At 45.8% G+C, this 26,783-nt stretch carries 20 protein-coding genes and 1 tRNA gene; 18 read left to right on the top strand and 3 right to left on the bottom strand.

The annotated features are described in order from the left end of the window. Nucleotides 1-20: 20 nt before the first annotated feature. Together ACTNB3_RS06690 and tpiA are read left to right on the top strand one after the other, a co-directional pair. On the top strand, nt 21-1,214 hold the full coding sequence (locus tag ACTNB3_RS06690) for a phosphoglycerate kinase (protein WP_427807051.1): 1,194 nt from the start codon (nt 21-23) through the stop codon (nt 1,212-1,214). Nucleotides 1,215-1,226: 12 nt separating this feature from the next. Beyond that, a complete protein-coding gene (gene tpiA / locus ACTNB3_RS06695) occupies nt 1,227-1,976 on the top strand; it encodes a triose-phosphate isomerase (RefSeq protein WP_427807050.1) in 750 nt (249 codons plus the stop codon). Between the two features lie 92 nt (nt 1,977-2,068). Here the strand turns inward: tpiA and ACTNB3_RS06700 are convergent, their stop codons facing one another. Next, the gene (locus ACTNB3_RS06700; RefSeq protein WP_441024854.1) at nt 2,069-2,710 is read right to left on the bottom strand and encodes a flavin reductase; all 642 of its coding nucleotides are present in this window, start codon (nt 2,708-2,710) and stop codon (nt 2,069-2,071) included. Nucleotides 2,711-2,898: 188 nt separating this feature from the next. On the opposite strand from ACTNB3_RS06700, the gene gpmI reads away from it, so the two are divergent. After that, nucleotides 2,899-4,437, top strand: a complete 1,539-nt coding sequence (gene gpmI, locus ACTNB3_RS06705) for a 2,3-bisphosphoglycerate-independent phosphoglycerate mutase (RefSeq protein WP_441024856.1) — start codon at nt 2,899-2,901, stop codon at nt 4,435-4,437. A gap of 274 nt (nt 4,438-4,711) precedes the next feature. After that, complete coding sequence (locus ACTNB3_RS06710; protein ID WP_427807046.1) at nt 4,712-6,001, top strand: aminotransferase; 1,290 nt, start codon at nt 4,712-4,714, stop codon at nt 5,999-6,001. A gap of 52 nt (nt 6,002-6,053) precedes the next feature. On the opposite strand, the gene ACTNB3_RS06715 is transcribed toward ACTNB3_RS06710, so the two are convergent. Beyond that, complete coding sequence (locus ACTNB3_RS06715) at nt 6,054-10,307, bottom strand: acyl-CoA dehydratase activase-related protein (RefSeq protein ID WP_441024857.1); 4,254 nt, start codon at nt 10,305-10,307, stop codon at nt 6,054-6,056. Nucleotides 10,308-10,600: 293 nt separating this feature from the next. Here ACTNB3_RS06715 and ACTNB3_RS06720 point away from each other — a divergent pair, with 293 nt between their 5' ends. The 9 genes from ACTNB3_RS06720 to ACTNB3_RS06760 all read left to right on the top strand — a co-directional run bounded on the left by ACTNB3_RS06720 (nt 10,601) and on the right by ACTNB3_RS06760 (nt 19,772). Beyond that, complete coding sequence (locus tag ACTNB3_RS06720) at nt 10,601-11,434, top strand: hypothetical protein (protein ID WP_427807044.1); 834 nt, start codon at nt 10,601-10,603, stop codon at nt 11,432-11,434. A gap of 57 nt (nt 11,435-11,491) precedes the next feature. Beyond that, on the top strand, nt 11,492-12,793 hold the full coding sequence (locus ACTNB3_RS06725) for a diaminopimelate decarboxylase (protein WP_427807043.1): 1,302 nt from the start codon (nt 11,492-11,494) through the stop codon (nt 12,791-12,793). Nucleotides 12,794-12,854: 61 nt separating this feature from the next. Then, nucleotides 12,855-12,937 (top strand) — tRNA-Leu (locus ACTNB3_RS06730). 142 nt (nt 12,938-13,079) lie between these two features. Further along, complete coding sequence (gene polA, locus ACTNB3_RS06735; RefSeq protein WP_441024858.1) at nt 13,080-15,689, top strand: DNA polymerase I; 2,610 nt, start codon at nt 13,080-13,082, stop codon at nt 15,687-15,689. Nucleotides 15,690-15,785: 96 nt separating this feature from the next. Continuing rightward, nucleotides 15,786-16,397: a dephospho-CoA kinase gene (gene coaE / locus ACTNB3_RS06740; protein WP_441024860.1), complete on the top strand. Its 612-nt coding sequence runs from the start codon at nt 15,786-15,788 to the stop codon at nt 16,395-16,397. 4 nt (nt 16,398-16,401) lie between these two features. Then, complete coding sequence (locus tag ACTNB3_RS06745) at nt 16,402-17,199, top strand: MBL fold metallo-hydrolase (protein WP_427807039.1); 798 nt, start codon at nt 16,402-16,404, stop codon at nt 17,197-17,199. 33 nt (nt 17,200-17,232) lie between these two features. Continuing rightward, nucleotides 17,233-17,505 carry an ACT domain-containing protein gene (locus ACTNB3_RS06750; RefSeq protein WP_427807038.1) on the top strand — a complete coding sequence of 91 codons (273 nt, stop codon included), beginning with the start codon at nt 17,233-17,235 and terminating at the stop codon, nt 17,503-17,505. A 15-nt stretch (nt 17,506-17,520) separates the two neighbouring features. Then, a complete protein-coding gene (locus tag ACTNB3_RS06755; protein WP_427807037.1) occupies nt 17,521-18,885 on the top strand; it encodes a PFL family protein in 1,365 nt (454 codons plus the stop codon). A 14-nt stretch (nt 18,886-18,899) separates the two neighbouring features. After that, on the top strand, nt 18,900-19,772 hold the full coding sequence (locus ACTNB3_RS06760) for a DegV family protein (RefSeq protein ID WP_441024861.1): 873 nt from the start codon (nt 18,900-18,902) through the stop codon (nt 19,770-19,772). Between the two features lie 119 nt (nt 19,773-19,891). Here the strand turns inward: ACTNB3_RS06760 and ACTNB3_RS06765 are convergent, their stop codons facing one another. Next, on the bottom strand, nt 19,892-21,151 hold the full coding sequence (locus ACTNB3_RS06765) for a nucleotidyltransferase (protein WP_441024863.1): 1,260 nt from the start codon (nt 21,149-21,151) through the stop codon (nt 19,892-19,894). Nucleotides 21,152-21,277: 126 nt separating this feature from the next. On the opposite strand from ACTNB3_RS06765, the gene mgtE reads away from it, so the two are divergent. From mgtE to ACTNB3_RS06790, 5 genes are all read left to right on the top strand, one after another. Then, nucleotides 21,278-22,636, top strand: a complete 1,359-nt coding sequence (mgtE, locus tag ACTNB3_RS06770) for a magnesium transporter (protein ID WP_427807034.1) — start codon at nt 21,278-21,280, stop codon at nt 22,634-22,636. A gap of 167 nt (nt 22,637-22,803) precedes the next feature. Next, nucleotides 22,804-23,991: an acetate/propionate family kinase gene (locus tag ACTNB3_RS06775; protein ID WP_427819795.1), complete on the top strand. Its 1,188-nt coding sequence runs from the start codon at nt 22,804-22,806 to the stop codon at nt 23,989-23,991. A 100-nt stretch (nt 23,992-24,091) separates the two neighbouring features. Beyond that, a complete protein-coding gene (locus ACTNB3_RS06780; RefSeq protein ID WP_427819796.1) occupies nt 24,092-24,619 on the top strand; it encodes a YceD family protein in 528 nt (175 codons plus the stop codon). Nucleotides 24,620-24,622: 3 nt separating this feature from the next. Then, a complete protein-coding gene (rpmF, locus tag ACTNB3_RS06785; RefSeq protein ID WP_427807031.1) occupies nt 24,623-24,802 on the top strand; it encodes a 50S ribosomal protein L32 in 180 nt (59 codons plus the stop codon). Between the two features lie 799 nt (nt 24,803-25,601). Next, entirely contained in the window at nt 25,602-26,696 is a 1,095-nt protein-coding gene (locus tag ACTNB3_RS06790; protein WP_427806493.1) for a hypothetical protein, read from the top strand. Nucleotides 26,697-26,783 lie beyond the last annotated feature (87 nt).

Below are 26,783 nucleotides of genomic sequence, written 5' to 3' on the forward strand. Positions count from 1 at the left end.
AAATTAAGGAGGCATATGACATGCTTAACAAAAAATCAGTAGATGACATTAATGTTAAGGGCAAAAGAGTCCTTGTAAGATGCGATTTTAACGTACCGCTCATCGATGGAAAGATCACAGACGAGAACCGTCTTGTCGCAGCACTTCCGACCATCAAGAAATTGATCGCTGACGGCGGAAAGATCATTCTTTGCTCTCATCTTGGAAAACCGAAGGGAGAACCGAAACCGGAATTATCTCTTGCGCCGGTAGCTGTAAGACTTTCTGAACTTCTTGGACAGGAAGTAAAATTCGCTGCAGATCCAGAAGTAGTAGGACCGAACGCGAGAGCTGCAGTAGAAGCTATGAAAGACGGCGATGTGATCCTTCTTGAAAATACACGTTACAGAATTGAAGAGACAAAGAACGGCGAAGCATTCTCCAAAGAACTCGCTTCTCTTTGTGATGTATTTGTAAACGATGCATTTGGTACTGCTCATCGTGCACACTGCTCTAACGTAGGTGTTACTCAGTTTGTTGATACAGCAGTTGTAGGATACTTAATGCAGAAAGAAATCGATTTCCTTGGAAACGCAGTCAACAATCCGGAAAGACCGTTTGTTGCTATTCTTGGCGGAGCAAAAGTTTCCAGCAAGATCTCTGTAATTGAGAACCTGCTTGAAAAAGTTGATACACTGATTATCGGTGGTGGTATGTCTTACACATTCAGCAAAGCTCAGGGCGGATCTGTTGGTAATTCTCTTCTGGAAGAAGATTATTGTGAATATGCTCTGAATATGATCAAGAAAGCAGAAGAAAAGGGCGTTAAGTTATTACTTCCGGTTGATAATGTGATTGCGGACGACTTCTCTAACGATGCAAACACCAAGATCGTTGGACGCGGCGAGATTCCGGATGGATGGGAAGGCCTTGATATCGGACCGGAAACTGCTAAATTATATGCAGAAGCTGTTAAAGAAGCTAAGACGGTTGTATGGAACGGACCGATGGGAGCATTCGAAATGCCGAAGTTTGCTGCAGGAACAGAAGCTGTAGCGAAAGCTTTAGCTGAGACAGATGCTGTTACGATCATTGGTGGCGGCGACAGCGCAGCAGCTGTTAACCAGCTTGGATATGGTGACAAGATGACTCATATTTCAACAGGTGGCGGAGCTTCTCTTGAATTCCTTGAAGGAAAAGAACTTCCGGGCGTAGCTGCAGCGAACGATAAATAGGAGGAACATAAAATGGCTAGAAAGAAAATCATTGCCGGAAACTGGAAGATGAACATGACTCCGTCTGAAGCAGTTGAACTGGTAAATACATTAAAACCACTGGTAGCAACAGAAGACGCAGATGTTGTATTCTGTGTACCTGCTATCGACATCATTCCTGTTATGGAAGCTGCTAAAGGAAGCAACATCCAGGTAGGTGCTGAGAATATGTACTTTGAAGAGAAAGGTGCATATACAGGAGAAATCTCTCCGGCAATGCTTACAGATGTAGGAGTTAAATATGTGGTTCTCGGACATTCTGAGAGAAGAGAATATTTTGCAGAGACGAATGAGACCGTTAATAAGAAAATGCTGAAGGCATTTGAACATGGAATTACACCGATCATGTGCTGTGGAGAGACTCTGGAACAGAGAGAACAGGGTGTAACAATGGATTTCATCCGCCAGCAGGTTAAAGTTGGATTCCTGAATGTTACTGCGGATCAGGCAAAGACAGCCGTAATCGCTTATGAACCGATCTGGGCGATCGGAACCGGCAAGACTGCTACGACAGAGCAGGCACAGGAAGTTTGCAAGGCAATCCGTGAATGCATCGCTGAGATCTATGATGAAGCGACAGCAGAAGCAATCCGTATTCAGTATGGCGGATCTGTAAATGCTGCTACTGCACCGGAATTATTTGCTCAGCCGGATATTGACGGCGGCTTAGTAGGCGGCGCAGCTCTGAAACCGGATTTCGGAAAGATCGTTAACTGGAAATAAGAGAACGATCCATCTTAAAGAATATTATTAAAGAACATAATAAAAATCCCGCTCCGGCGATAAACCGGAGGCGGGATTTTTTAGTGAGATTATTAATCAACTTTTTTGAATTTATCGGCTCCCTGCTTGCAAATCGGGCAGATGAAATCAGCCGGAAGTTCATCCCCTTCATATACGTAGCCGCAGATCTGGCAGACATATTTTGATACAGCCTGTTTTGGAGCTTCTTCTTCTTCCGGAAGATAGGTTGGTGCGTTTTTCGGGCTCTTTCCTTTTACTACTTTATGATAATAAGAATAGGTCATTTCCGGAACAGAAGTATCGTATACTTCGGCAGCGATCACTTCGCCAAGGAATACGGTGTGCGTGGAAGTTTCCATCTTATCTACTACCTTACAGACAACATATCCGCAGGTCTGCTTTAAAACAGGAGCACCGGATACGAGTTCGAAATCAACCCCATCGAATTTGTTAATCTCTTTTCCGGACTGAAAACCGAATTTTCCGATCAGATCGGCCGGTGATGCTTCTGATAAGATAGAAAAAGAGAAGACGCCTGCTTTTTCGATACATTCGTTTGTGTAGTTGTCATGGTTGATACTTGCAGCAATGGTAGCCGGAGAAGACGTGATCTGCATCACGCTGTTTGCAACGCATCCGGTCGGGCGATCACCGTCCATCGTTCCAACGATGTATACGCCATATGACATGTTTCTGAAAATTTTCGTATTCATGAAATACCTCCTTGATAAAAACGATAATTATTACTGATATTAATTATACCATTTTATTTACATTTGTCAATTAAGAGTTTGTTGAAAAATGGTCAAATAATTCACAATGTATTGCAAGTATAGGCAAAATCATGTAAAATACGAGGGTAGAGCGTTTTAAATCTATTTGATGAAGGAGTGTATAACAGATGAGTAAGAAACCAACGGTTTTGATGATTTTGGACGGTTATGGATTAAATGAAAAAACAACCGGTAATGCAGTTGCAGAGGCAAAGACACCGGTTATGGATAAACTGATGGCAGAGTGTCCGTTTGTTCGAGGCAACGCAAGTGGACTGGCTGTAGGACTTCCGGACGGACAGATGGGTAATTCAGAAGTAGGCCACTTGAATATGGGAGCCGGAAGAATCGTTTACCAGGATCTTACAAAGATCACGAAAGCGATCCAGGATGGAGATTTCTTTGAGAATCCGGAGCTTTTAAAGGCATGTCAGAACGCGAAGGAGAACGGAACTGCGCTTCATATGTTCGGTCTGGTTTCCGATGGCGGCGTCCACAGCCATAATACCCATATTTACGGACTTCTTGAGCTGGCAAAACGCCAGGGTCTTTCAAAAGTATATGTTCATTGTTTCCTTGACGGACGTGATACACCTCCGGCATCAGGAAAAGACTACGTACAGGAACTGGTGAATAAAATGGCTGAGATCGGTGTCGGTGAAGTCGCTTCTGTGATGGGACGTTACTATGCGATGGACCGCGATAACAGATGGGACCGTGTAGAGAAAGCCTATAATGCACTGGTTAAAGGAGAAGGACTTACGGCAGAGGATCCGGTGCAGGCCGTTCAGCAGTCCTACGATAAGGATGAGACAGATGAGTTCGTTGTGCCGACGGTTGTTCTGAAAGATGGCGCACCTACCGCAACAATCCAGAACGGCGATTCTGTGATTTTCTTTAACTTCCGTCCGGACCGTGCAAGAGAGATCACCAGAACATTCTGCGATGATGAATTTACCGGATTCGACCGCGGAGAGAGAATTAAGACAACGTATGTATGTTTCACAGAATATGATGTTACGATTCCGAACAAATCCGTGGCATTTGTGAAGACTGAGATCACCAATACCTTTGGCGAATTCCTGGCAGCAAATCATATGACACAGGCAAGAATCGCGGAAACAGAAAAGTATGCGCATGTAACCTTCTTCTTTAATGGAGGAGTAGAAGAACCAAATGAAGGCGAAGATCGTATTCTTGTGAAATCGCCAAAGGTTGCGACCTATGATCTGAAGCCGGAGATGAGCGCTTATGAAGTATGTGATAAACTGGTGGAAGCAATCAAATCCGATAAATATGATGTTATCATCATCAACTTTGCAAACCCGGATATGGTAGGACATACTGGTGTGGAAGCAGCTGCTATCAAGGCTGTAGAAGCAGTGGATGAATGCGTAGGAAAGACCGTTGACGCGATCAAAGAAGTAAACGGACAGATTTTCATCTGTGCCGATCACGGAAATGCAGAACAGCTGATCGACGAGGAGACCGGCGAACCGTTCACCGCTCATACAACCAATCAGGTTCCGTTTATTCTGGTCAATGCAGAAGGTTACGGACTCAGAGAGGGAGGATGTCTGGCCGATATCGCACCGACTCTGATCGAACTGATGGGCATGGAACAGCCAAAAGAAATGACTGGAAAATCACTGCTGATTAAAAAATAGAAATATCTGCAGGCATAGTGTTGTTTAAACAGGGCAGAATAAAATGGGAGACGTATCAAATGCGTCTCCTTTTTGCATTTTACACTGTTTGTCGATTCTGATGAAGTAATAAATGAATAAAACTAAATATAAAATTTCAAATTATCATTATAAAATGCCGAAAATCTGTTTTTGAATTGAATAAAATGCAGGAAATGGTTGACGAAACGTCATTCTTTCGATATACTATCATTCGGTGAGATAAAATTCAGTGCGATAAAATGGAGGATTTGCTATGACTGCATATAAAGATTTGAGTAGAGAAGAATTGCTGGAGCTTAAGAAAGAACTGGAAGTAGAATTTGAAGATGTGAAGGGAAAAGGTCTGAAGCTTGATATGTCAAGAGGAAAACCGTCTAAGGCACAGCTTGATCTTTCGATGGGAATGATGGATGTGCTGAACGGTGATTCGGATCTGGTATGTGAAGAAGGCGTTGACTGTCGAAATTATGGTGTGATAGATGGTATTAAGGAAGCAAAGCAGCTGTTTGCGGATATGATGGAAGTACCGAAAGACAACATCATTATTTTCGGAAATTCAAGTCTGAATGTGATGTATGATACCGTGGCACGTGCGATGACACATGGTATTATGGGCAGTACTCCATGGGCAAAGCTGGATAAGGTAAAATTCCTCTGTCCGGTACCGGGTTATGACCGCCATTTTAAGATTACAGAGCATTTTGGTATTGAGATGATCAATATCCCGATGACACAGGACGGACCGGATATGGATCTGGTGGCTCAGTATGTAGAAAATGATCCAAGTGTAAAAGGAATCTGGTGTGTGCCGAAATACTCTAATCCACAGGGAATCACTTATTCAGACGAGACCGTTCATCGTTTTGCCACACTGAATCCGGCAGCCGAGGATTTCCGTATTTTCTGGGACAATGCGTATGGTATCCATCATTTATATGAAGACAAACAGGACTATCTGATCGAGATCCTGATGGAATGTAAAAAGGAAGGACATCCGGATATGGTTTATAAATTTGGTTCCACTTCCAAGATCAGTTTCCCTGGTTCCGGTATCGCAGCAATCGCAGCATCTGATAATAACCTGAAAGAGATCCGGCAGATGATGTCCATTCAGACGATCGGACATGACAAATTGAATCAGCTTCGTCATGTGCGTTATTTCAAAGATATTCATGGAATGGTAGAGCATATGAAGAAGCATGCAGATATTCTGCGTCCGAAGTTCGAAACGGTTCTGAATGTTCTCGAAACCGAGCTTGGAGGATTGGAGATCGGTTCCTGGATCGCTCCACGTGGAGGATATTTTATTTCCTTTGATTCCATGGAAGGATGTGCGAAAGCGATTGTCGCTAAGGCGAAAGAAGCAGGACTGATCATGACGGGAGCGGGAGCAACCTTCCCGTATGGCAAGGATCCGAAAGACAGCAATATCCGTATCGCACCTTCATTCCCGACACCTGAAGAGCTTGCAGTTGCCGCACAGGTTTTCGTTCTCAGCGTGAAGCTGGTAAGTATCGATAAACTGCTCAGTGAAATGGAATAAATAACAAATATAAAAAAGCGCAGGTCTGAGATTTCGGATCTGCGCTTATTATTTATGCTGTTTCGTTCATTTTCTTGTAAGCCGTTGAAAGCATCAATTTGATACGGTTCAGCTGGTTTACTTCGCTGGCACCCGGGTCGTAGTCGATCGCTACAATATTGGATTCCGGATGACGGCGTCTGAGTTCTTTGATGACTCCTTTTCCAACTACGTGGTTCGGCAGGCAGGCAAATGGCTGCGTACAGACAATGTTGGATGCACCGCTCTTGATAAGCTCCAGCATTTCACCGGTCAGGAACCAACCTTCACCGGTCTGGTTTCCGAGAGAAACGATCTCACTTGCCATTTCAGCAAGCTCTTCAATATGGGATGGAGCGTCAAAACGTTCACTTGCTTTCAGAGCATCCACTGCCGGTTTGCGGAACCATTCCAGAGCACGGATACCAAGATTTCCAAGTCTGGCAGATGATTTCTTCATGCCCAGATGTTCTGCCTTGAAATTGGTATTGTAGAAGCAGTAGAGCAGGAAATCCACAAGATCCGGCACGACAGCTTCGGCGCCTTCCTGTTCCAACAGATCCACCAGATGGTTGTTGGCGGCAGGAAGGAATTTCACAAGGATTTCTCCGACTACACCTACGCGCGCTTTCTTTACGTCTTTGATTGGAAGAGTATCGAAGTCATGTACGATTGCGCGGCAGAGACGTTTGAATTCTCTTCGGCTCTGATGATCCTTGGTTATGAATCGGATGGCCTCTTCCTCCCATTTCTTATGTAATGCATTTGCAGAGCCCGGAACAGCTTCATATGGACGTACCCGGTAGAGGCAGCGCATAAACACATCGCCGATTATCGCCCCGTAAACACCTTTGATCACAAGAGACGGGGTGATCTTAAAGCCTGGATTGCTCTCCAGTCCGCTCAGGTTGATCGAAATCACCGGAATGTGTGCATAGCCGGCCTTTTTCAGTGCACGGCGGATGAAACCGATATAGTTGGATGCACGGCAGCCGCCGCCGGTCTGGCTGATGATCACGGCAAGCTTGTCCGTATCGTATTTGCCGGACAGGATGGCGTCCATAATTTGTCCTACTACGATGAGAGACGGATAGCAGGCATCGTTATTTACATATTTGAGACCGGTATTTACGGCGTTTTTATTATCGTTCTTCAGTACTTCGATCTTATAGCCCGCTTTACGGAAAGCCGGCTCAATGAGATTGAAGTGGATCGGTGACATCTGCGGGCAAAGGATGGTGTAGTTTTCCTTCATTTCCTTTGTAAACTGTACTTTCTCAATCGATGCAGGGCGAATCTCTCGTTTCATTTGTTTCTGTTCACGTACGCGGATTGCGGCGATCAGAGAACGGATTCGGATACGGGCAGCTCCCAGGTTGTTGACCTCATCGATCTTAAGAGAAGTATAAATTTTGTCGGAACCGGTCAGAATGTCGGCAACCTCGTCTGTAGTAACTGCATCCAGACCGCATCCAAAGGAATTGAGCTGGATGAGATCCAGGTCATCGCGGGTCTTCACATAGTTTGCGGCTGCGTAAAGGCGGGAATGGTACATCCACTGGTCCATAACGTTGAGCGGACGCTCGACGGGATTCAGATGGGAAATGGAGTCCTCGGTGAGGACTGCAATACCGTATGCGTTGATCAGTTCCGGTATTCCGTGGTTTACTTCCGGGTCGTAGTGATAAGGACGACCGGCGAGCACAATGCCTCTGGTTCCCGTCTCTTCCATATATGCAAGAGTCTCTTCCCCTTTTTTGCGGATATCCGCACGGCAGCTTGCAAGTTCTTCCCAGGCAGCATGCGCTGCAGTCCGGATTTCAGACTCCGGAATCTTTTTCAGAGATCCGAACTTATTTACAAGGCCTGTCGTAACCGTCTCTTCACTCGTAAGTGCGAGAAACGGATTCAGAAACTCGACCTCTCCTTTTACGATCGGGTCCATATTGTTCTTGATATTTTCCGCGTAGGATGTAACGATCGGGCAGTTGTAGTGATTGTCGGCATCTTCGAATTCGCTTCGCTCGTATGGAATACAAGGATAGAAGATAAAATCCACTTTCTTGTTGATCAGCCACTGTACATGTCCGTGTGCAAGCTTGGCCGGATAACACTCGGATTCACTTGGAATGGACTCGATACCCAATTCGTAAATCTGATGTGTGGACGGAGAGGAGAGAACCACACGGTATCCCAGTCTGGTAAAGAAAGTGAACCAGAACGGGTAGTTCTCATACATGTTGAGAACACGCGGGATTCCCACCGTGCCACGGTAAGCCTCCAGTTCGCTGAGCGGTTCATATCCGAAGTATCGTTCGTTCTTATAGGCGAACAGGTTCGGAATATGGTTGTTGGTCTTCTCTTTTCCGAGACCTCGTTCACAGCGGTTGCCGGAAATGAAACGTCTGCCACCGCTGAACTTATTGATGGTCAGACGACAGTTATTGGTACAGCCTTTACATTTGGACATGGTCGTACTGTATTCCAGTGCGTTGATGTCTTCGATGGAAAGCATGGTTGTATTCTTACATTCTTTGAACTGGTACCGTTCGCGAGCAATGAGAGCGGCACCGAAGGCTCCCATGATTCCGGCGATGTCAGGGCGAATTGCCTGACAGCCTGCGATCTTCTCAAAGCTTCGAAGTACCGCGTCGTTATAGAAGGTTCCGCCCTGAACAACGATCCGTTTGCCAAGTTCAGATGCATCGGATACTTTGATTACTTTGAACAGAGCGTTTTTGATTACAGAGTAAGCAAGTCCTGCAGAAATGTCGGCCACTTCCGCGCCTTCTTTCTGTGCCTGCTTAACTTTGGAATTCATAAATACGGTACAGCGCGTTCCGAGATCGATCGGATGTTTTGCAAATAAAGCTTCATGGGCAAATTCTTCCACGGAGTAATTCAGAGATTTTGCGAATGTCTCGATGAAAGAACCGCATCCGGAAGAGCATGCCTCGTTGAGCTGAACACTGTCTACGGTCTGATTTTTAATTTTGATGCATTTCATATCCTGACCGCCGATGTCGAGGATACAGTCTACATCCGGTTCAAAGTAGGATGCAGCGTAATAGTGAGACACTGTTTCTACCTCACCCTCGTCAAGAAGAAGAGCCGCTTTGATCAGTGCTTCCCCATAACCGGTTGAGCAGGAGTGGACGATGGAGACGCCCTCCGGAAGTTTGCTGTAAATGTCTTTGATGGCAGTGATCGTGGTTCCGAGCGGATCTCCGTCATTACCATGATAAAAGGAATACAGAAGTGTTCCGTCTTCTCCGACCAGTGCTGCTTTGGTGGTCGTAGAACCTGCATCAATCCCGAGATAGGCATTGCCGCGGTAGCTGGCAAGATCCCCCACCGGAACCTGATGCTTTGCATGGCGCTGCTGGAATTCCAGATAGTCTGCCTCGGAGGAAAAAAGCGGTTCCATACGTTCTACTTCGAATTCCATCTGGATTTTTGAGGCAAGTTTCTGCCGCATCTCGTTCAGCGAAGTCTCTACTTCCTTTGGAGAATTAAGCGCAGACCCGATCGCCGCAAAAAGATGAGAATAGGTCGGTGCGATCACATGTTCATCATCCAGCTTCAGTGTGCGGATAAATGCTTCACGCAGTTCCGGAAGAAAATGCAGAGGACCGCCCAGAAATGCGACATGGCCGCGAATCGGCTTTCCGCAGGCAAGACCGCTGATCGTCTGATTCACAACAGCCTGAAAGATGGACGCGGCAAGGTCTTCCTTGGTGGCACCTTCGTTGATCAATGGCTGGATATCAGATTTTGCAAATACACCGCAGCGTGCGGCAATCGTATAGAGTGCTTTGTAATTCTTTGCATATTCATTCAGACCCAACGCATCGGTCTGGAGAAGAGAGGCCATCTGATCAATAAAAGAACCGGTACCTCCGGCGCAGATCCCATTCATACGCTGTTCGATATTTCCGTTCTCAAAATAAATGATCTTCGCGTCTTCGCCGCCAAGCTCGATGGCTACATCCGTCTGCGGAGCATAATCCTGAAGGGCGGTAGACACGGCAACGACTTCCTGTACGAACGGAACACCCAGATGCTTTGCCAGAGTCAATCCGCCGGAACCGGTGATCATCGGGGATACCCGGATCGAACCAAGCTTATAGATCGCCCGGCCGAGAAGGTCTGACAGTGTCTCCTGGATATTGGCAAAATGGCGTTCGTAGTCAGAAAACAGCACTTCATTGTTCTCGCCAAGTACTGCAATTTTAACCGTTGTAGAACCGATGTCAATTCCAAGTGTATGTAACTCTTTCTGACTCATAAAATACTACTCCTTACTTAACTGATAGAGCCTTAAAAAGGCTCGTATATGTCAATATAACTACCTATTAAATAGTGTGTGCCGTTAGCTTCGGCAACATTTTTCATTATACGACAGAATGGATGAAAATACAAATGGAAGTTCGATTAAGAATGTAGAAAATATATGAAAATGTCATAAAAAAGATGTAGAATTTGTTAAAACGGCGGTAAACTTAAGCGGAAGAATTGACAAAGACAAAGTCAAAGGATACAATAACAAGAGTATAAAAAATACAGAAATGGAGTCAGTTTATGAGAAAATGGATGGATAAAATGGAACGTAAATTCGGCAGATATGCGGTGAAGAATCTGACAGTCTATCTGCTGGTGTGTTACGGTGTGGGATATCTGCTTTCGTTCTTATCTCCGCAGCTTTTGAGTTATTTTACGCTGGAACCGGGGCTGATCCTTCAGGGACAGATCTGGCGCCTGATCAGCTGGGTGATCATTCCACCTAATTTCAGCCTGATCTTTGTGATTTTTATGATGCTCCTGTACTATTCGCTGGGAACCTCGCTGGAGACGATCTGGGGGTCGTTCCGGTATAATGTGTATATTTTCTCGGGAATCATTTTCACCATTATCGGCGCATTTATCGTGTATGTTATCACAGGCGGTATGGTTGGTTTCGGAGGTATTTTCAGTACGTATTATATCAATATGTCTATTTTCTTTGCATGTGCGGCGATCATGCCGGATCTGCAGCTTTATCTTTATGGAATCATTCCGGTGAAGATGAAGTGGCTGGCTATACTGGACGCAGTACTGATTTTATGGGATTTTGTGGCAGGCGGAATCGTTACCAGGATTTCGATCGTTGCATCGCTCCTTAACTTCCTGATTTTCTTCCTGTTGAATCGGAATATGCAGCGTTATCGTCCGAAACAGGTGATCCGTAAGCATAAATTCCAGAAAGAGGTGACAAGACCGACTGCAACCTACGCAGGCGGAGCAAAGCATAAATGCGCAGTCTGCGGAAGAACAGAACTGGATGATCCGAACCTGGAATTCCGTTACTGTTCCAAATGCAATGGCAATTATGAATATTGTCAGGATCATCTGTTTACCCATGAACATGTGAAATAAATCACAGTTCAGAGAAATACAATCAAATAATCGAACGACAAGGAAGGAGAGGACACCATGGAAAAAAGACCATTCGTGACCAAAGGACAACTGGAAGAGATTGTAAAGGAATACCCGACACCGTTTCATCTCTATGATGAGAAGGGAATTCGTGAAAATGCGAAAGCACTGAAGGAAGCGTTTGCATGGAATAAAGGATACAAGGAATATTTTGCGGTGAAAGCGACACCGAATCCGTATATTCTTTCCATTCTGAAAGAGTATGGATGCGGATGTGACTGCTCATCTTACACGGAGCTTTTGATGTCAGAGTCCGTAGGCTCTGTAGGAGAGGACATCATGTTTTCTTCCAACGATACGCCGGCGGAAGAGTTCCGTCTTGCGGCAAAGCTGGGTGCGATCATCAATCTGGATGACATCACACATATTGATTTTCTGGAGCAGACGATCGGAAAAATCCCGGAGACGATCAGCTGCCGGTACAATCCGGGCGGACTGTTCAAGATTTCCAACAGCATCATGGATAACCCGGGCGACGCGAAATACGGCATGACCACCGAACAGATCTTTGAAGCCTTCAAGATCCTGAAAGCAAAAGGGGCAAAGGAATTCGGCATCCATGCATTTCTTGCAAGCAATACGGTGACGAACGAGTATTACCCGACTCTTGCGAAAGTGCTTTTTGAAGTTGCTGTAAAGCTTCAGAAGGAAACGGGTGCGCATATTAAATTCATCAATCTGTCCGGAGGTATCGGAATTCCGTACAAACCGGATCAGGAACCGAATGATATCAAGGTGATCGGTGAAGGCGTGCGGAAAGTATATGAGGAAGTGCTGGTTCCGGCCGGAATGGGCGATGTTGCAATCTACACGGAGCTTGGCCGCTTTATGCTTGCACCGTACGGATGCCTTGTTACAAAAGCGATCCATGAGAAGCATACTCATAAAGAGTATATCGGCGTAGATGCGTGCGCAGCGAATCTGATGCGTCCGGCTATGTACGGTGCATATCATCATATCACCGTTATGGGAAAAGAAGAGGAACCGTGTGATCATATGTATGATGTAACCGGATCCCTTTGCGAGAATAATGATAAATTTGCGATCGATCGCATGCTGCCGAAGATTGATATGGGGGATCTGCTTGTGATCCATGATACAGGAGCGCATGGTTTCTCTATGGGTTATAATTATAACGGACGTCTTCGTTCCGCGGAAGTTCTCCTGAAAGAGGACGGAAGTACGCAGCTGATCCGGCGTGCGGAGACACCGATGGACTATTTCGCAACCTTTGATTCGCTTCCTGTTTATGATGCACTCAAAAAGAATACCGAAGAAGCAGAGAAAGATTGTCAGTAATTAAAAAAAACACTTGCGAACCGCGGATGATTGTGTTATGATTATCTACGGTTCGTGATAGGCCGGCGTGTCGGAATGGCAGACGAGGCAGACTCAAAATCTGTTGCGGGCAACCGCGTGCGGGTTCAAGTCCCGCCGCCGGCAGTATAAAAATCTGTGGCTGCGAAACCGGTAGAGTAAAGTTCTATTGGCTTCGCAGCTGCAGATTTTTTTGATTCCAGAAGGGGCTTTTGGATGTACAGGATCCCCGCTGGCAGCATGACAAGGTGCAGAAAGGAATAACGGCATGAGTAAGATTGTACTGATTGATGGACACAGTATTCTGAACCGGGCGTTTTATGGTCTCCCGGACTTGACGAATGCGGAGGGACTGCATACCAATGCGGTCTATGGATTTCTGAACATTATGTTTAAGATACTGGAAGAGGAAAAGCCGGAGTATCTGACGGTGGCATTCGATGTCCACGCGCCTACGTTCCGGCATGAGATGTACTCTGAATATAAAGGAACGAGAAAACCGATGGCGGAAGAATTAAGGGAGCAGGTGCCGCTTATGAAGGAAGTCCTTCATGCGATGGGCGTTCGAACCATTGAGCAGGCGGGACTGGAGGCGGATGATCTTCTGGGAACGCTTTCCAGAAGATGCGAAGCAAAGGGAATGGAAGTCGTGATTCTTTCCGGTGACCGGGATCTCCTTCAGCTTGCCACTGACCATGTGGAAATCCGGGTTCCCAAGACAAAACGTGCAGGAACCGAGATTGAAGATTATTATGCGGCGGATGTGAAAGAACGGTATCTGGTCACACCGCAGGAATTTATCGATGTCAAGGCACTCATGGGAGATGCTTCGGACAATATTCCCGGGGTTCCGAATATCGGAGAGAAAACGGCGACCAGGATCATTGCGGATTATGGTTCGATTGAACATGCGTACGAGCATGCATCAGAGCTGAAGCCGCCTCGCGCCGCAAAGAATCTTGTGGAGTACTGGGAGCAGGCGAAAATGAGCAAGGTGCTCGCGACGATCAATGTCGAAGCGGATTTCCCGTATGATCTGGATGAGGCGAAACTGGGTAATCTCTACACCCAGGAGGCATATGCATATTTCCAGAGACTGCAGTTCAAGAATCTTTTGTCAAGATTTGAGATGCAGAGCGAAAATGCTTTGGAGAGTGTTTTTCAGGTCATTCATACACGCGGGGAGGCGGAGACGGTATTTGCAAGAGCAAAGCAGGCCGCAAGAGTCGGAGCTCTGGTCTATAAACAGACGAAAAATGTACTTCCGTTATTTGCCGCACAGGCCGGAATCGGTCTTGCGTTTGGCGATCAGGAGATCTACTGTATCCCGGCAGAGGGAGAGATCTCTTCGGAGTTTCTTCTTGCCGGACTCGAGGCTGTGGCCGGTCAGGTAGGGCAGTTTGTGGTATTTGACCTGAAGAAACTGTTGAAAAACGTGAAAATAAATCCGGATGATGTGGATAAATGTTTCGATGTGGCGATTGCTGCTTATCTGCTGAATCCGCTGAAGAGTGAATATCCGTTTGAAGATGTGGCGCAGGAATATCTGGGACTGATGATCGATCCGAAAGCAGATGAGGAGAAAAAGATTTGTTATGAGGCGTACACGGCGTTTGCGGCAGCGGATGTCCTGCTTGGAAAATTACGCGAGACGGATATGGAAAAGCTGTTTCGTGAAATCGAAATGCCGCTGGTATTTACGCTGTTCAAAATGGAGCAGAACGGGGTAAAGGTGGAAGGAGAAGCGCTTCGTGTCTACGGAGAACAGCTTGGCGGAAAGATCACAGAGCTGGAGAAAGAGATCTATGAACTTGCGGGGGAAGAATTTAATATCAATTCTCCGAAGCAGCTGGGCGTTGTTCTCTTTGAACATCTGGGGCTTCCGAACGGTAAGAAGACAAAGACCGGTTATTCCACGGCGGCTGATGTGCTGGATAAGCTGGCACCGGATTACCCTGTGGTTTCCAAAATCCTGGAATACCGCCAGCTTAGTAAGCTGAAATCCACCTATGCGGATGGGCTGGCTGTCTATATCAGGGAAGAGGATCAGAGAATCCATGGAAAATTTAATCAGACCATCACGGCGACAGGACGGATCAGCAGTACGGAACCGAACCTTCAGAATATACCGGTTCGAATGGAGCTTGGAAGGCTGATCCGCAAGGTTTTTGTCCCGGAAGATGGTTATGTGTTTGTTGATGCGGATTATTCACAGATCGAACTGCGTGTGCTGGCGCACTGTTCCGGTGATAAGGAACTGATCCAGGCTTACCGTGAGGCGAGGGATATCCATCGGATCACTGCATCCCAGGTATTTCACACGCCTTTTGATGAGGTGACGGACCTGCAGAGAAGAAATGCAAAAGCGGTCAATTTCGGAATCGTGTACGGAATCAGTTCTTTTGGACTGAGCCAGGATCTGAGCATTACGCGAAAAGAGGCAGCCGAATATATTGAACGATATTTTGAAACCTACCCGGGAATTAAGACATTTTTGGATGATACGGTCGCCCATGCAAAAGAGCAGGGATATGTAGTGACGCTTTTCGGCAGACGGCGCCCGGTACCGGAGCTTTCTTCCAGCAACTTCATGCAAAGACAGTTCGGGGAACGTGTGGCCATGAATTCTCCGATTCAGGGAACCGCGGCTGACATTATCAAAATCGCCATGATCGCGGTAGACAAGGAACTGACAAAGAGAAAGATGAAATCGCGGCTGGTCCTTCAGGTACACGATGAACTTCTGGTAGAAGCATGGAAAGAAGAATTGGAGGAAGTGCAGGCGATTTTGAAGGAATGCATGGAAAATGCCGCTACTCTGGATGTCCCGCTTGACATTGATATGCATACCGGACAGAGCTGGTATGAGGCGAAATAGGAAGGAAAAGCTGTGGACAGGATTCATTGAGGACAGAAACATAGCGGACCAGAAAAGGATATGGACAAACTCCGGGATATCGGAAGGGGTACTAGGATGATTAAGATAGGAATAACCGGCGGAGTGGGTTCCGGAAAAAGTCAGGTTCTTGCGTATCTGGAAGAAATACACCACGCAAGAATCTGCCAGGCGGACTTGATCGCTCACGAACTCCAGAGACCGAAGGAAAAATGCTGGAGGAAAATACGGGAATATTTTGGAGAGGGAATCTGCAATCCGGACGGTACGATCGATCGAAAGAAACTGGGAACAATCGTATTTTCCGATGCGGAAAAGCTTAGTGTACTGAATGCGATCGTGCATCCGGCGGTCAATGAGAGGATCCACCGGTTGATTGCAGAAGAAGAGAAAAAGGGAACCGGAATCTTTGTCCTTGAGGCGGCACTGATGACAGAACCGGTATACCGCGAAATGATGGATGAGATCTGGTATATTTATGCGGAGAAGCAGGTGCGTTTTCAGAGGCTTCGTACAGACAGAGGCTATTCGGATGAAAAGACCGCATCCATGATGTCATCCCAGGTGACCGAAGAGACTTACCGGGATTTTTGCGATCTTACGATCGATAACAGCAGAGAATTTGAGAAAACGAAAGTGCAGATCGACCGCGCGCTTTCGAATATGAAAAATAGATACGACAGGAGATAAACGGATGAGATTATGCAGCATTGCCAGCGGGAGCAGCGGAAACTGCATTTACGTTGGAAGTGAAGATACACATTTGCTAGTGGATACGGGAATCAGCAGAAAAAAGATTGAAGAGGGACTTTGTTCTCTGGAAATCAAAGGTGAGGAATTGGACGGAATTCTGATCACCCATGAACATGCCGACCATATTCAGGGACTGGGGGTATTCAGCCGGAAGTATCAGATTCCAATCTATGCCACTCCCGGAACCTTGCGAGGAATCCGCGAATACAAAGGACTGGGGAAAATGCCGGACGGGCTTTACCGGGAAATCCATGTAGATGAGGATTTTCGGGTGGGAGATATTGATATCCATGCATTTGCCATTTCGCATGATGCAAATGAACCGAGCGGATACCGCTTTGAGCAGGATGAGAAAAGAGTGGCTGTCGCGACCGATCTTGGAAAATATGATGCATATACGGTGGAGAATCTGAAGAATCTGAATGCGGTTCTGTTGGAATCCAATCACGATATCCATATGCTTGAGGTAGGACCCTATCCCTACTATTTGAAACAGAGAGTCATGGGGGACAAAGGTCATTTATCAAATGAATTGTCAGGACGCCTGCTTTGTGATATACTACATGAGAACTTGCAGCATGTGCTGCTGGGGCACCTCAGCAAGGAGAATAATTATGCAGAACTTGCATATGAGACTGTAAAACTGGAAGTGACATTGGGAGATAATCCTTATAAAGGGGAGGAGATACCGATTTCCGTGGCAAGAAGAGATCGTATTTCAGAAGTAGTAACCGTTTAATAAGACTAGAACAGAAGACACAGGAGGCACACTATGAAGAAATGTATTATTACAGTGGTAGGAAAAGATTCGGTAGGTATCATTGCAAAAGTCTGCACATATCTGGCAGATACGAATATCAATATTCTTGATATTTCCCAGACGATCGTGGATGGTTATTTTAACATGATGGCAGTTGTAGATGTTGAGAATTCAAAGAAGGAGCTGGATATTGTTTCCGTGGATCTTCGCGACCTCGGTCTTCAGATCGGTGTGGATATTCATTGTCAGAGAGAAGAGATTTTCCAGAGAATGCACAGACTGTAAGAGAGGACGGGAACGATGATTAATTTTTATGAGGTGGCAGAGACGAATCAGATGATTGAACAGGAGAATCTGGATGTGAGAACGATCACACTTGGAATCAGTCTTCTGGATTGTATTGATTCTGATTTGGAAAAATTAAATGAAAAGATTTATAATAAGATTGTGACGATTGCAAAGGATCTGGTTGAGACAGGCAATAAAATTGAAAAGGAATTCGGAATTCCGATTGTAAATAAACGAATTTCCATTACGCCGATCGCACTTGTGGGCGGCTCTGCCTGCAAGACTCCGGAAGATTATGTGACCATCGCCAGAACGCTGGATGAGGCTGCAAAGACGGTGGGCGTGAACTTTATCGGCGGTTATTCGGCACTGGTGTCAAAGGGAATGACGAAAAGCGATGAGAACCTGATCCGTTCGATTCCGATGGCACTTGCTTCCACAGAACGTGTCTGCAGTTCCGTAAATGTCGGATCCACGAAGACAGGCATTGATATGGATGCTGTCCGTCTCTGTGGAGAGATGGTCAAGGCGACGGCGGAGGCTACCAAAGAAAAAGACTCGCTGGGATGTGCAAAACTGGTGGTATTCTGTAATGCACCCGATGATAATCCGTTTATGGCCGGAGCATTTCTCGGTGTGACAGAAGGCGATGCGGTCATCAACGTAGGGGTCAGCGGTCCGGGTGTTGTCAAGAAGGCAATCGAAAAATGCCGTGGCAAGGGATTTGAGGTGCTTTGCGAGACTATTAAGAAGACGGCGTTTAAAGTGACGCGTGTCGGACAGCTTGTTGCAGGAGAGGCATCCAAACGGATGGGAATTCCGTTCGGAATCGTGGATCTATCACTTGCCCCTACGCCCGCTGTAGGTGATTCGGTAGCTGAGATTCTGGAAGAGATCGGTCTGGAGCGAGTGGGGGCACCGGGAACGACGGCAGCGCTTGCGATGCTGAATGACCAGGTGAAAAAAGGCGGTGTGATGGCGTCATCCTATGTCGGCGGCCTTAGCGGTGCGTTCATCCCGGTCAGTGAGGATCAGGGGATGATCGATGCGGTAAATGCCGGCTCACTCTGCCTGGAGAAACTGGAGGCGATGACTTGCGTCTGCTCCGTAGGACTTGATATGATTGCGATTCCGGGGAAGACATCATCGGCAACGATATCCGGAATCATTGCCGATGAGATGGCAATTGGTATGGTGAACCAGAAGACCACAGCAGTACGTCTGATTCCGGTCATTGGCAAGGATGTAGGGGATGTGGCAGAGTTCGGCGGACTTCTTGGGTATGCGCCGATCATGCCGGTGAATGAGTTTGACTGCAGTGCTTTCATCAACAGACAAGGAAGAATTCCGGCACCAATCCATAGTTTTAAGAATTAGAGAGGTATTCAAATATGAGTAAGGTAGCAATTGTAACTGACAGTAACAGTGGTATCACGCAGGCAGATGGTAAAGAGATGGGAGTATTTGTGCTTCCGATGCCTTTCTATATTGATGACGAACTCTTTTTTGAGGAGATTACGCTGACTCAGGAAGAATTTTATCAGAAAATGGAAAGCGACGCGGATATCAAGACTTCTCAGCCTGCACCGGGCGATGTGATGAAGCTCTGGGATGACATCCTCAAAGAATATGATGAAATCGTACACATTCCAATGTCAAGCGGACTCAGCGGTTCCTGCGAGACAGCTATGATGCTGGCGGAAGAATACGACGGAAAAGTAAAGGTGGTCAACAACCAGAGAATTTCCGTTACACAGCGTCGTTCTGTAATGGAAGCAAAAGCGCTTGCTGATGCAGGGAAAAATGCAGAAGAGATCAAAGCACTTCTGGAAGAAATAAAATTAGAATCCGATATCTATATTACACTTGATACTTTGAAATATCTGAAGAAAGGCGGACGCCTTACACCGGCCGCCGCTGCAATTGGTACAGTACTCAATCTGAAACCGGTTCTTCGCATCAAAGGGGAAAAGCTGGATGCTTTTTCAAAGGCAAGAGGATGGAAGAGCGCGAAGAAGACAATGATCCAAACGATCCAGAAGGTGATCGATACAGAGTTCTCCGATTGTAAAGGCCCGGAAAATCTGTATATTGATGCAGCCTATACCGGAAATCAGGAAGATGCAAATGAATGGAAACGGGAATTGGAAGAGACTTTCCCGGAATATGATATCTATATGGCACCTTTGTCATTAAGCGTGGCATGCCATATTGGACCGGGAGCCTGTGCGGTGACCGTGACGAAAAGGCTTAAGGTTTCATAAAAAGCGGTTTGAATCTGAAAAGCGTATATATGCGATAAAGAGGAACTCTTATACAGGTGGGAGCTGTGACCCGGATGGGGCACAGCTCCCACTTGTATGATATGAAATTACTACGTAAATCAAAGAATGACCAACGGTTGCGAAGGTGCTGGAATAAAGGGTGTGCCATATTTGTTTGTAATCACGGACTCATAGAGGTCACTTGCAAAGAGATCCTGTCGAAGCATTGCGACTGCCTCGCCGGAAAGAGGCGGGGCGGTGTTCAATTTTGTAATCAAAGGAATCCGGGAGTGCTCATGCAAAACGGTGAGGAGACCGGCATCTTTTTTGCAAAAACCCAGTATGCGGGCGTATTGTGCAAAAGTGGTACGGGCATAATCATCCATGTTCTTCTGACGAATATTAAGAAGAATGTGGAGAAGAATCCGGCTGATTCTTGTATAGGTCACCTCGCGTGTCTTCAGCAGTTCACAGAATTGATCCCATGATATCAACTCGTTACACCGGTTCATGATGCGGTTAGCCAGATCCGTTGTGATATCTGCGTATTGCGTGAGGGATTCTCGGGTTTCGGAAAGAAGCCTGTACTTTAGAAGCAGGGACAGGTCGTTTGCGAAAACAGGAAATCTTTTCAGATAGTTTTCTTCCATAATTGCAAAGGAGGAAGCCGGAATCTGATCGTTCAGAATCTCCGGAAGAATCGCACCTGTTTCTTTATGGCTCATGCCCTCCGGTTCCACAAGAAGATGTCGGATTGCGGAAGCAGAACTCAAAGTGCCGGAGAGCTCTGTATCATGATATCCGGATTCCTTACGCTGTATAGTGAAGGCTTTCAAATTGCTTCCGGTACGATGGAGCGCTTTCAGGTATTCGATTCCCAGCGTATTGTTCGGACAATCCAGTATCTCAGCAAGATCGGGATCTCCGGTGTATTCTGCAAGTGCCATTTCGCGGGCGGCAGGAAACGGAAGTCCGTTTTTTAGATTCTTTTGAAGAGAGCGACGGAATTCTTCCGGCTCTTCGGAGAGAATCCGGGCGATCTGATCAAGTTTTTCCACATTTCCGCATTCACTTCCGAAACAGATCGAATCAATGCAGCCGAGTGCATCGAAGATTTCGATGGCACCGCGGGCAAAGTATTCGGCGCTTCCGCATGCGCAGCAGACAGGAAGCTCCAGAACAAGAGAAGCTCCGGCAGACAGTGCGGCTCTGGTGCGCAGGTGTTTCGGCATGATGGCAGGTGCACCCCTCTGGACAAAATTACCGCTCATTAATACAACGGCATAATCGGCACCGGTTTGTTTCAGAGCCTGTTCAATATGATATTTGTGACCATTATGGAAAGGATTATATTCTGTAATTAAACCTACAATTTTCATGTTCTTAACGAGAATCTCCTTGTATCTTGTGTTCAAAAAGATTATACTATAAAAAGAAGTTTTCGGCAAAAGAATTGTATTTCCATACTCGATATAGATTTTTTGGGCTGGGAAGGAGGAAATAAAGTGGATCGCGATAAAATTTTAAAGCTTCTGGAAACGAGAGAATATAAGGAATTGAAAGAAGAGCTGGGTAAATATTATCCCGTCGATATTGCACAGTTTCTGAGTGAAGTGGAAGATAAGCAGATGATAATCCTATTCCGTCTTCTGGCTAAGGAAGAAGGAGCGGAGACCTTTGCATATATGGACAGCGATATGCGCGAGACACTGATCAATGCACTTACTGATTCTGAATTGGAAGAAGTTATGAATGAAATGTATCTGGATGATACGGTCGACGTGCTGGAGGAGATGCCTGCCAATGTTGTGGATCGTCTGCTCATGGTGACGGATGAAGATACGAGAAAGCAGATCAACACACTTTTGAAATATCCGGATGATAGTGCGGGTAGTGTCATGAACGTGGATTATGTGGGACTGCGTCCGGACATGACGGTCGCGGAAGCCATTCTGAAGATCCGTCAGGTCGGTATTAACCGTGAGACGATCTATACTTGTTATGTCACAGAGAAGCGGAAACTGGTGGGAGTGGTCGATATCAAGGACCTTCTGACCAGCAGTGAAAGCCGTACCATGGAAGAAATCATGGATACGAATATCCTCTATGCACAGACAACCGACGACCAGGAAGACGTCGCAATCAAGATTAAGAAATACGGTCTGGTTGCCATCCCGATCGTAGATCATGAGATGTGCATGGTCGGAATCGTAACAGTAGACGATGCGATGCTTGTCCTGCAGGATGAGGCTACGGAAGACTTTAGTATCATGGCCGGTGTTACACCCAACGAAGAGTCTTATTTCGGGACTTCCGCATTCCAGCACGCCAAGAATCGAAGCATGTGGCTGTTACTTTTGATGCTTTCGGCAACCTTTTCCGGACTGGCGCTCGGACATTTTGAGGCACAGATCCTTGCCATGCCTGTACTGAATACGTTTATTCCGATGCTGACCGGAACGGGCGGAAACTGTGGTTCTCAGAGTTCATCTTTGATTATCCGCGGATTAACCGTCGGAGAGATCCGGTTTAAGGATATTTTCCGTGTCATCGTGAAAGAAGTTTCCATCGCGCTGCTGGTCGGAACATTCCTTGCCCTGGTCAACGGAATCCGAATTATGATCATGTACCGCAACCAGGTGGATTCACCGTTCCTGCTTGCTCTGACGCTCGGACTGACGATGATCTGCACGATCATTATGGCGAAAGTGGTGGGCTGTACGTTGCCGCTGATCGCGGACAAGATGGGACTGGATCCGGCAATCATGGCAGCACCACTTATCACGACTCTGGTGGATACCGGGACTACGATCATTTATTTTACAATTGCAATGCAGATATTCCCATTTCTCAAGGGAGTATAGAGACAATACAGTTCATCCGGGATGCAGTCCGGACACTCATACAGTTGTCAAAAAAATAACAAAGCTTGTATGGGGCATGGAAATACGCTATAATGAAATATAGAGTGTACGTTTTCAGATGGAATAGGAAAAACGTTAAATTCATGAATCACGAAGGGAGAAACATTATGAACGTATTAGTAATTAACTGTGGAAGTTCTTCATTGAAATTCCAGCTCATTGACTCTGAATCAGAGGCAGTTTTGGCAAAGGGACTTTGCGAAAGAATTGGTATCGATGGAAAACTGACTTATCAGCCGACGGGTGGAGAAAAGATCACTGAGGACAAACCGATGCCGACTCATACAGAAGCAATCCAGTACGTGCTTGATGCACTGACCGATGCCGAGACCGGTGTTGTTAAGAGCCTGGACGAGATCGGAGCAGTAGGCCATCGTGTACTTCACGGCGGAGAGAAATATTGTGAATCTGTAATTGTTACACCGGAAGTAAAGGAAGTTATCGAAGAATGTATCGATCTTGGACCACTTCATAATCCGGCAAACCTGACAGGTATCGTGGTATGTGAGAAATTGATGCCGGGTACCCCGAATGTTGCTGTATTTGATACTGCATTCCATCAGACCATGCCTAAGAAAGCATTTATGTATGGAATCCCGTATGAATACTATGAAAAATACAAAATCAAACGTTATGGCTTCCACGGAACCAGCCACAGATATGTTTCCAGAAAGACAGCAGAATTCCTGGGAGTACCGTATGAAGAGACCAAAACCATCGTATGCCACCTTGGAAACGGTTCTTCTATTTCCGCAGTTATGAATGGAAAATGTGTAGATACTTCTATGGGACTTACACCTCTGGAAGGTCTTGTGATGGGAACTCGTTCCGGTGATATTGACCCGGCGATCATTGAGTATATTGCTAAGAAGGAAGGCCTTGGAATCTCTGAGATCCTGAATATGCTGAACAAGAAATCCGGTGTTGCCGGTGTATCTGGTGTATCCAGCGACTTCCGTGATCTTGCAGCAGCTGCAGCAGAGGGAAATGAACGCGCTGCACTTGCACTTGATATGTTTGTATATCGTGTTGCTAAATACATCGGAAGCTACGTAGCTGCAATGAACGGTGTAGACAACATCGTATTTACAGCTGGTATCGGAGAAAATGACGGAACAACAAGAGAAAGAATCTGTTCATATCTTGGATATCTCGGAGTTGAAATCGACAAGGAAGCAAACGCAAAACGCGGAGAAGAAATGATTATTTCTACACCGGAATCCAAAGTTAAGGTTCTTGTTATTCCGACAAACGAAGAACTTGCAATTGCAAGAGAGACTGTTGCACTGTTATAGTACTCTATTTAGTATAGAAACCTTAAAATTCGTAAATAATTTGGTTGACAAATACGTTTTACATGGTATAATAGATTAGGTGTGAATAGGAGTTAAGAGTATGTTAATAAACCTATCCGACGTCTTATCTGAACCACATAAGACCATAGAAGATAACGTTGTTCCCGAGATGAAGCAGGTTTCAATTGGCGGAAGAACATTTCCGGTGGACAGGATCAGTCCCCTGCATATCCGTATCGAATATGCGGGTGATAAGAAGCTTCATATTACTGGCGGATCATCGCTTACTGTGATTATTCCCTGTGACAGATGTCTCGAGGATGTTGCTGTAGACCTTGATCTTGAGATTGAGAAGAATGTGAATACGGATATGGATTGTGCCGATGATGATGACGATTCCGACGAAGCGAATTACATTGACGGATATCATCTTGATGTAGAGCAGTTGCTCTATAATGAGATTTTAGTAGGGTGGCCGACGAAAGTTCTATGTAGCGAAGACTGTAAAGGGATTTGCAGCGTGTGTGGCCAGAACCTGAATGAGGGTACATGTGACTGCGAAGACACAAGTCTGGACCCCAGAATGTCAGTTATCCGCGATCTTTATAAGAATTTTAAGGAGGTGTAACCTATGTCAATTTGTCCAAAGAATAAATCTTCCAAAGCAAGAAGAGACAAGAGAAGAGCGAACTGGAAAATGAGCGCACCGAATCTTGTAAAATGCAGCAAATGTGGAGCTCTTATGATGCCTCACAGAGTTTGCAAGGCTTGCGGAAGCTACAACAAAAAAGAAATCATTACTGTTGAATAATAGTGATGCGGAAAAATCAGAAAGGATTCCAGATGAACTGGAATCCTTTTTTTAAGTTTGCGCGCCATGGGCGCGCTCTAACGGGTGAAAGTCCCGAACATGCCCAGGTAGTGGGAAATGTATAGCCGAACAGCAAGGGTGTCCATCGTGAGGTGGAATCTGAAGGAAGCTGCAGGCAAATCTCTGGTCCGACGAACAGAAATCACATATAAGGCTAGGCTACGAGAGATAAGTTGGCTTAATTCAACAAAGTCTAATAACTACCACTTTTGTAGTAGCAGAGTAAATGTGGCGGATATATGGAGAGAAAGAGCGTGCACCTTAAGCGTGGAGGTCTCACAGAGGTTCCATTAGCCTAGTAACAACGAACTGTGAGAAGTCAGCCGAGCCCATAGTAGTGAAGAAGTTTCTGTAATGGAAATGGAGCAAAGGGGCGAACAATCAATAAGTTTGAGTATGTCGCGTATTGCAGAGAGGACAACATCTGCCGTAACCAATCGGGTAAAAGGTGGTCAAATCAAGCGAGACGGAAAGGAATGAACTGTTTCTTTGTATCCTCGGAGCGATCGCACAGGATGAAAGCAGAGCCATCAGCGACCGGATCCGTCGGTACTGTATCAAAGTTATTATTTTTCGAATGAACATGAACCCATCATAGAGAGGGAACTATGGGAGCGGGGCAAGATCATGGATGAAGATGTTAAAGTGAAGCGGATAAATCGTTAAGAACATGTGCTGTTTCTTGAATAAAATGGTCTGTTATGATAAGATGGAAACAAATTTATCGGTGGAATGATTGATGAGAATGAAAACGGAAGGAGAAGCTATGAACAACAAATGTTTTAAATATCTCCCGGATGGATCACAGTCCTACCTTTCGCTGAATGATTATATTGTAAGTTTTGATCGTGATTATAATAAGAGTGATTTGCCATCGCTCCGGGCATTGGATGGTATTAAAGGAAGTGATATCTATGCCTATCGTCATCTGGCTGACGAAGTGAGCAGCGAATTTCCTGCTTTTCATGATGTGGAAGATCATAATATTGCAAGTTTTCTGAATGAACAGCTCGTAGAATCCGATGAGAACCGGAAGAAAGCGGAAAGAATTTTGGATCGTCTCAGCCTGGGTCTCGCTTGCATGATCTTTTCCTTAAAAGAAGGAACAGAAGGCCGAAAGAAGAATGAACTTACGGAAGCTGACTGGCGCTTCTGGAAATCCTGTACGCATGTCTTTTTTGTCGGGAGAGTTGCCGCAGGAGAAACCGGAGCATTTCTGGAGCATAAAGTCATGGAATATCTGAAATATTTATCTGAATTTCAGAAAACAAAATGGCAGTTTCCGACGATACGTTTTTGTTGCAATGAGACAGTCAAGACGATTTCTCTGATGGGATGTGCGAAGGCGCAGGGGATTACCGGAGAGACGGTGTATGTCTTTGATTTTGGAAATACAGCGATCAAGCGCGGCAGAGCGATCCGTAAGGGAGAGGATTATGAACTGGCAGAACTCTCGAACCGGCTGCATGAGGATTTCAGCAGTATGCCGGATACGATCGGAACTGCCGAATGTATTCATAAAGTAATCGTAGATACGGTCTGCGATACAATGAAAGCATTCGGGGAGGATTCCGAAAGCTGCGAGGTCAGTATCTGCATGGCTAATAATCTTCTTGATGGGAAGATTGCAGACAGAGGGTACTACAAAAGTCTCAGACTTCTGGCGGAATTTTACGGGGAATATCTGGAAAATGAACTTTCTGAAATTTGCGAAAGACAAGTGACGGTCTTCATTACAAATGATGCCCAGGCAGTCGCAAATCTGTTCGGAACGTATTCGCCGAATGCGGCAGTAGTCACGCTGGGGACCAGAATGGGGATTGCGTATCCATAAAAACGGTCATGAGACCCGGATATCCTTTCACAATTCTATTGATTTTTAGAACAATGTTTAGTATTATAGTTTTTAGTTGTAAAGCAT

Source organism: Bariatricus sp. HCP28S3_D3, assembly GCF_052065755.1.
Taxonomy (GTDB): domain Bacteria; phylum Bacillota; class Clostridia; order Lachnospirales; family Lachnospiraceae; genus Allocoprococcus.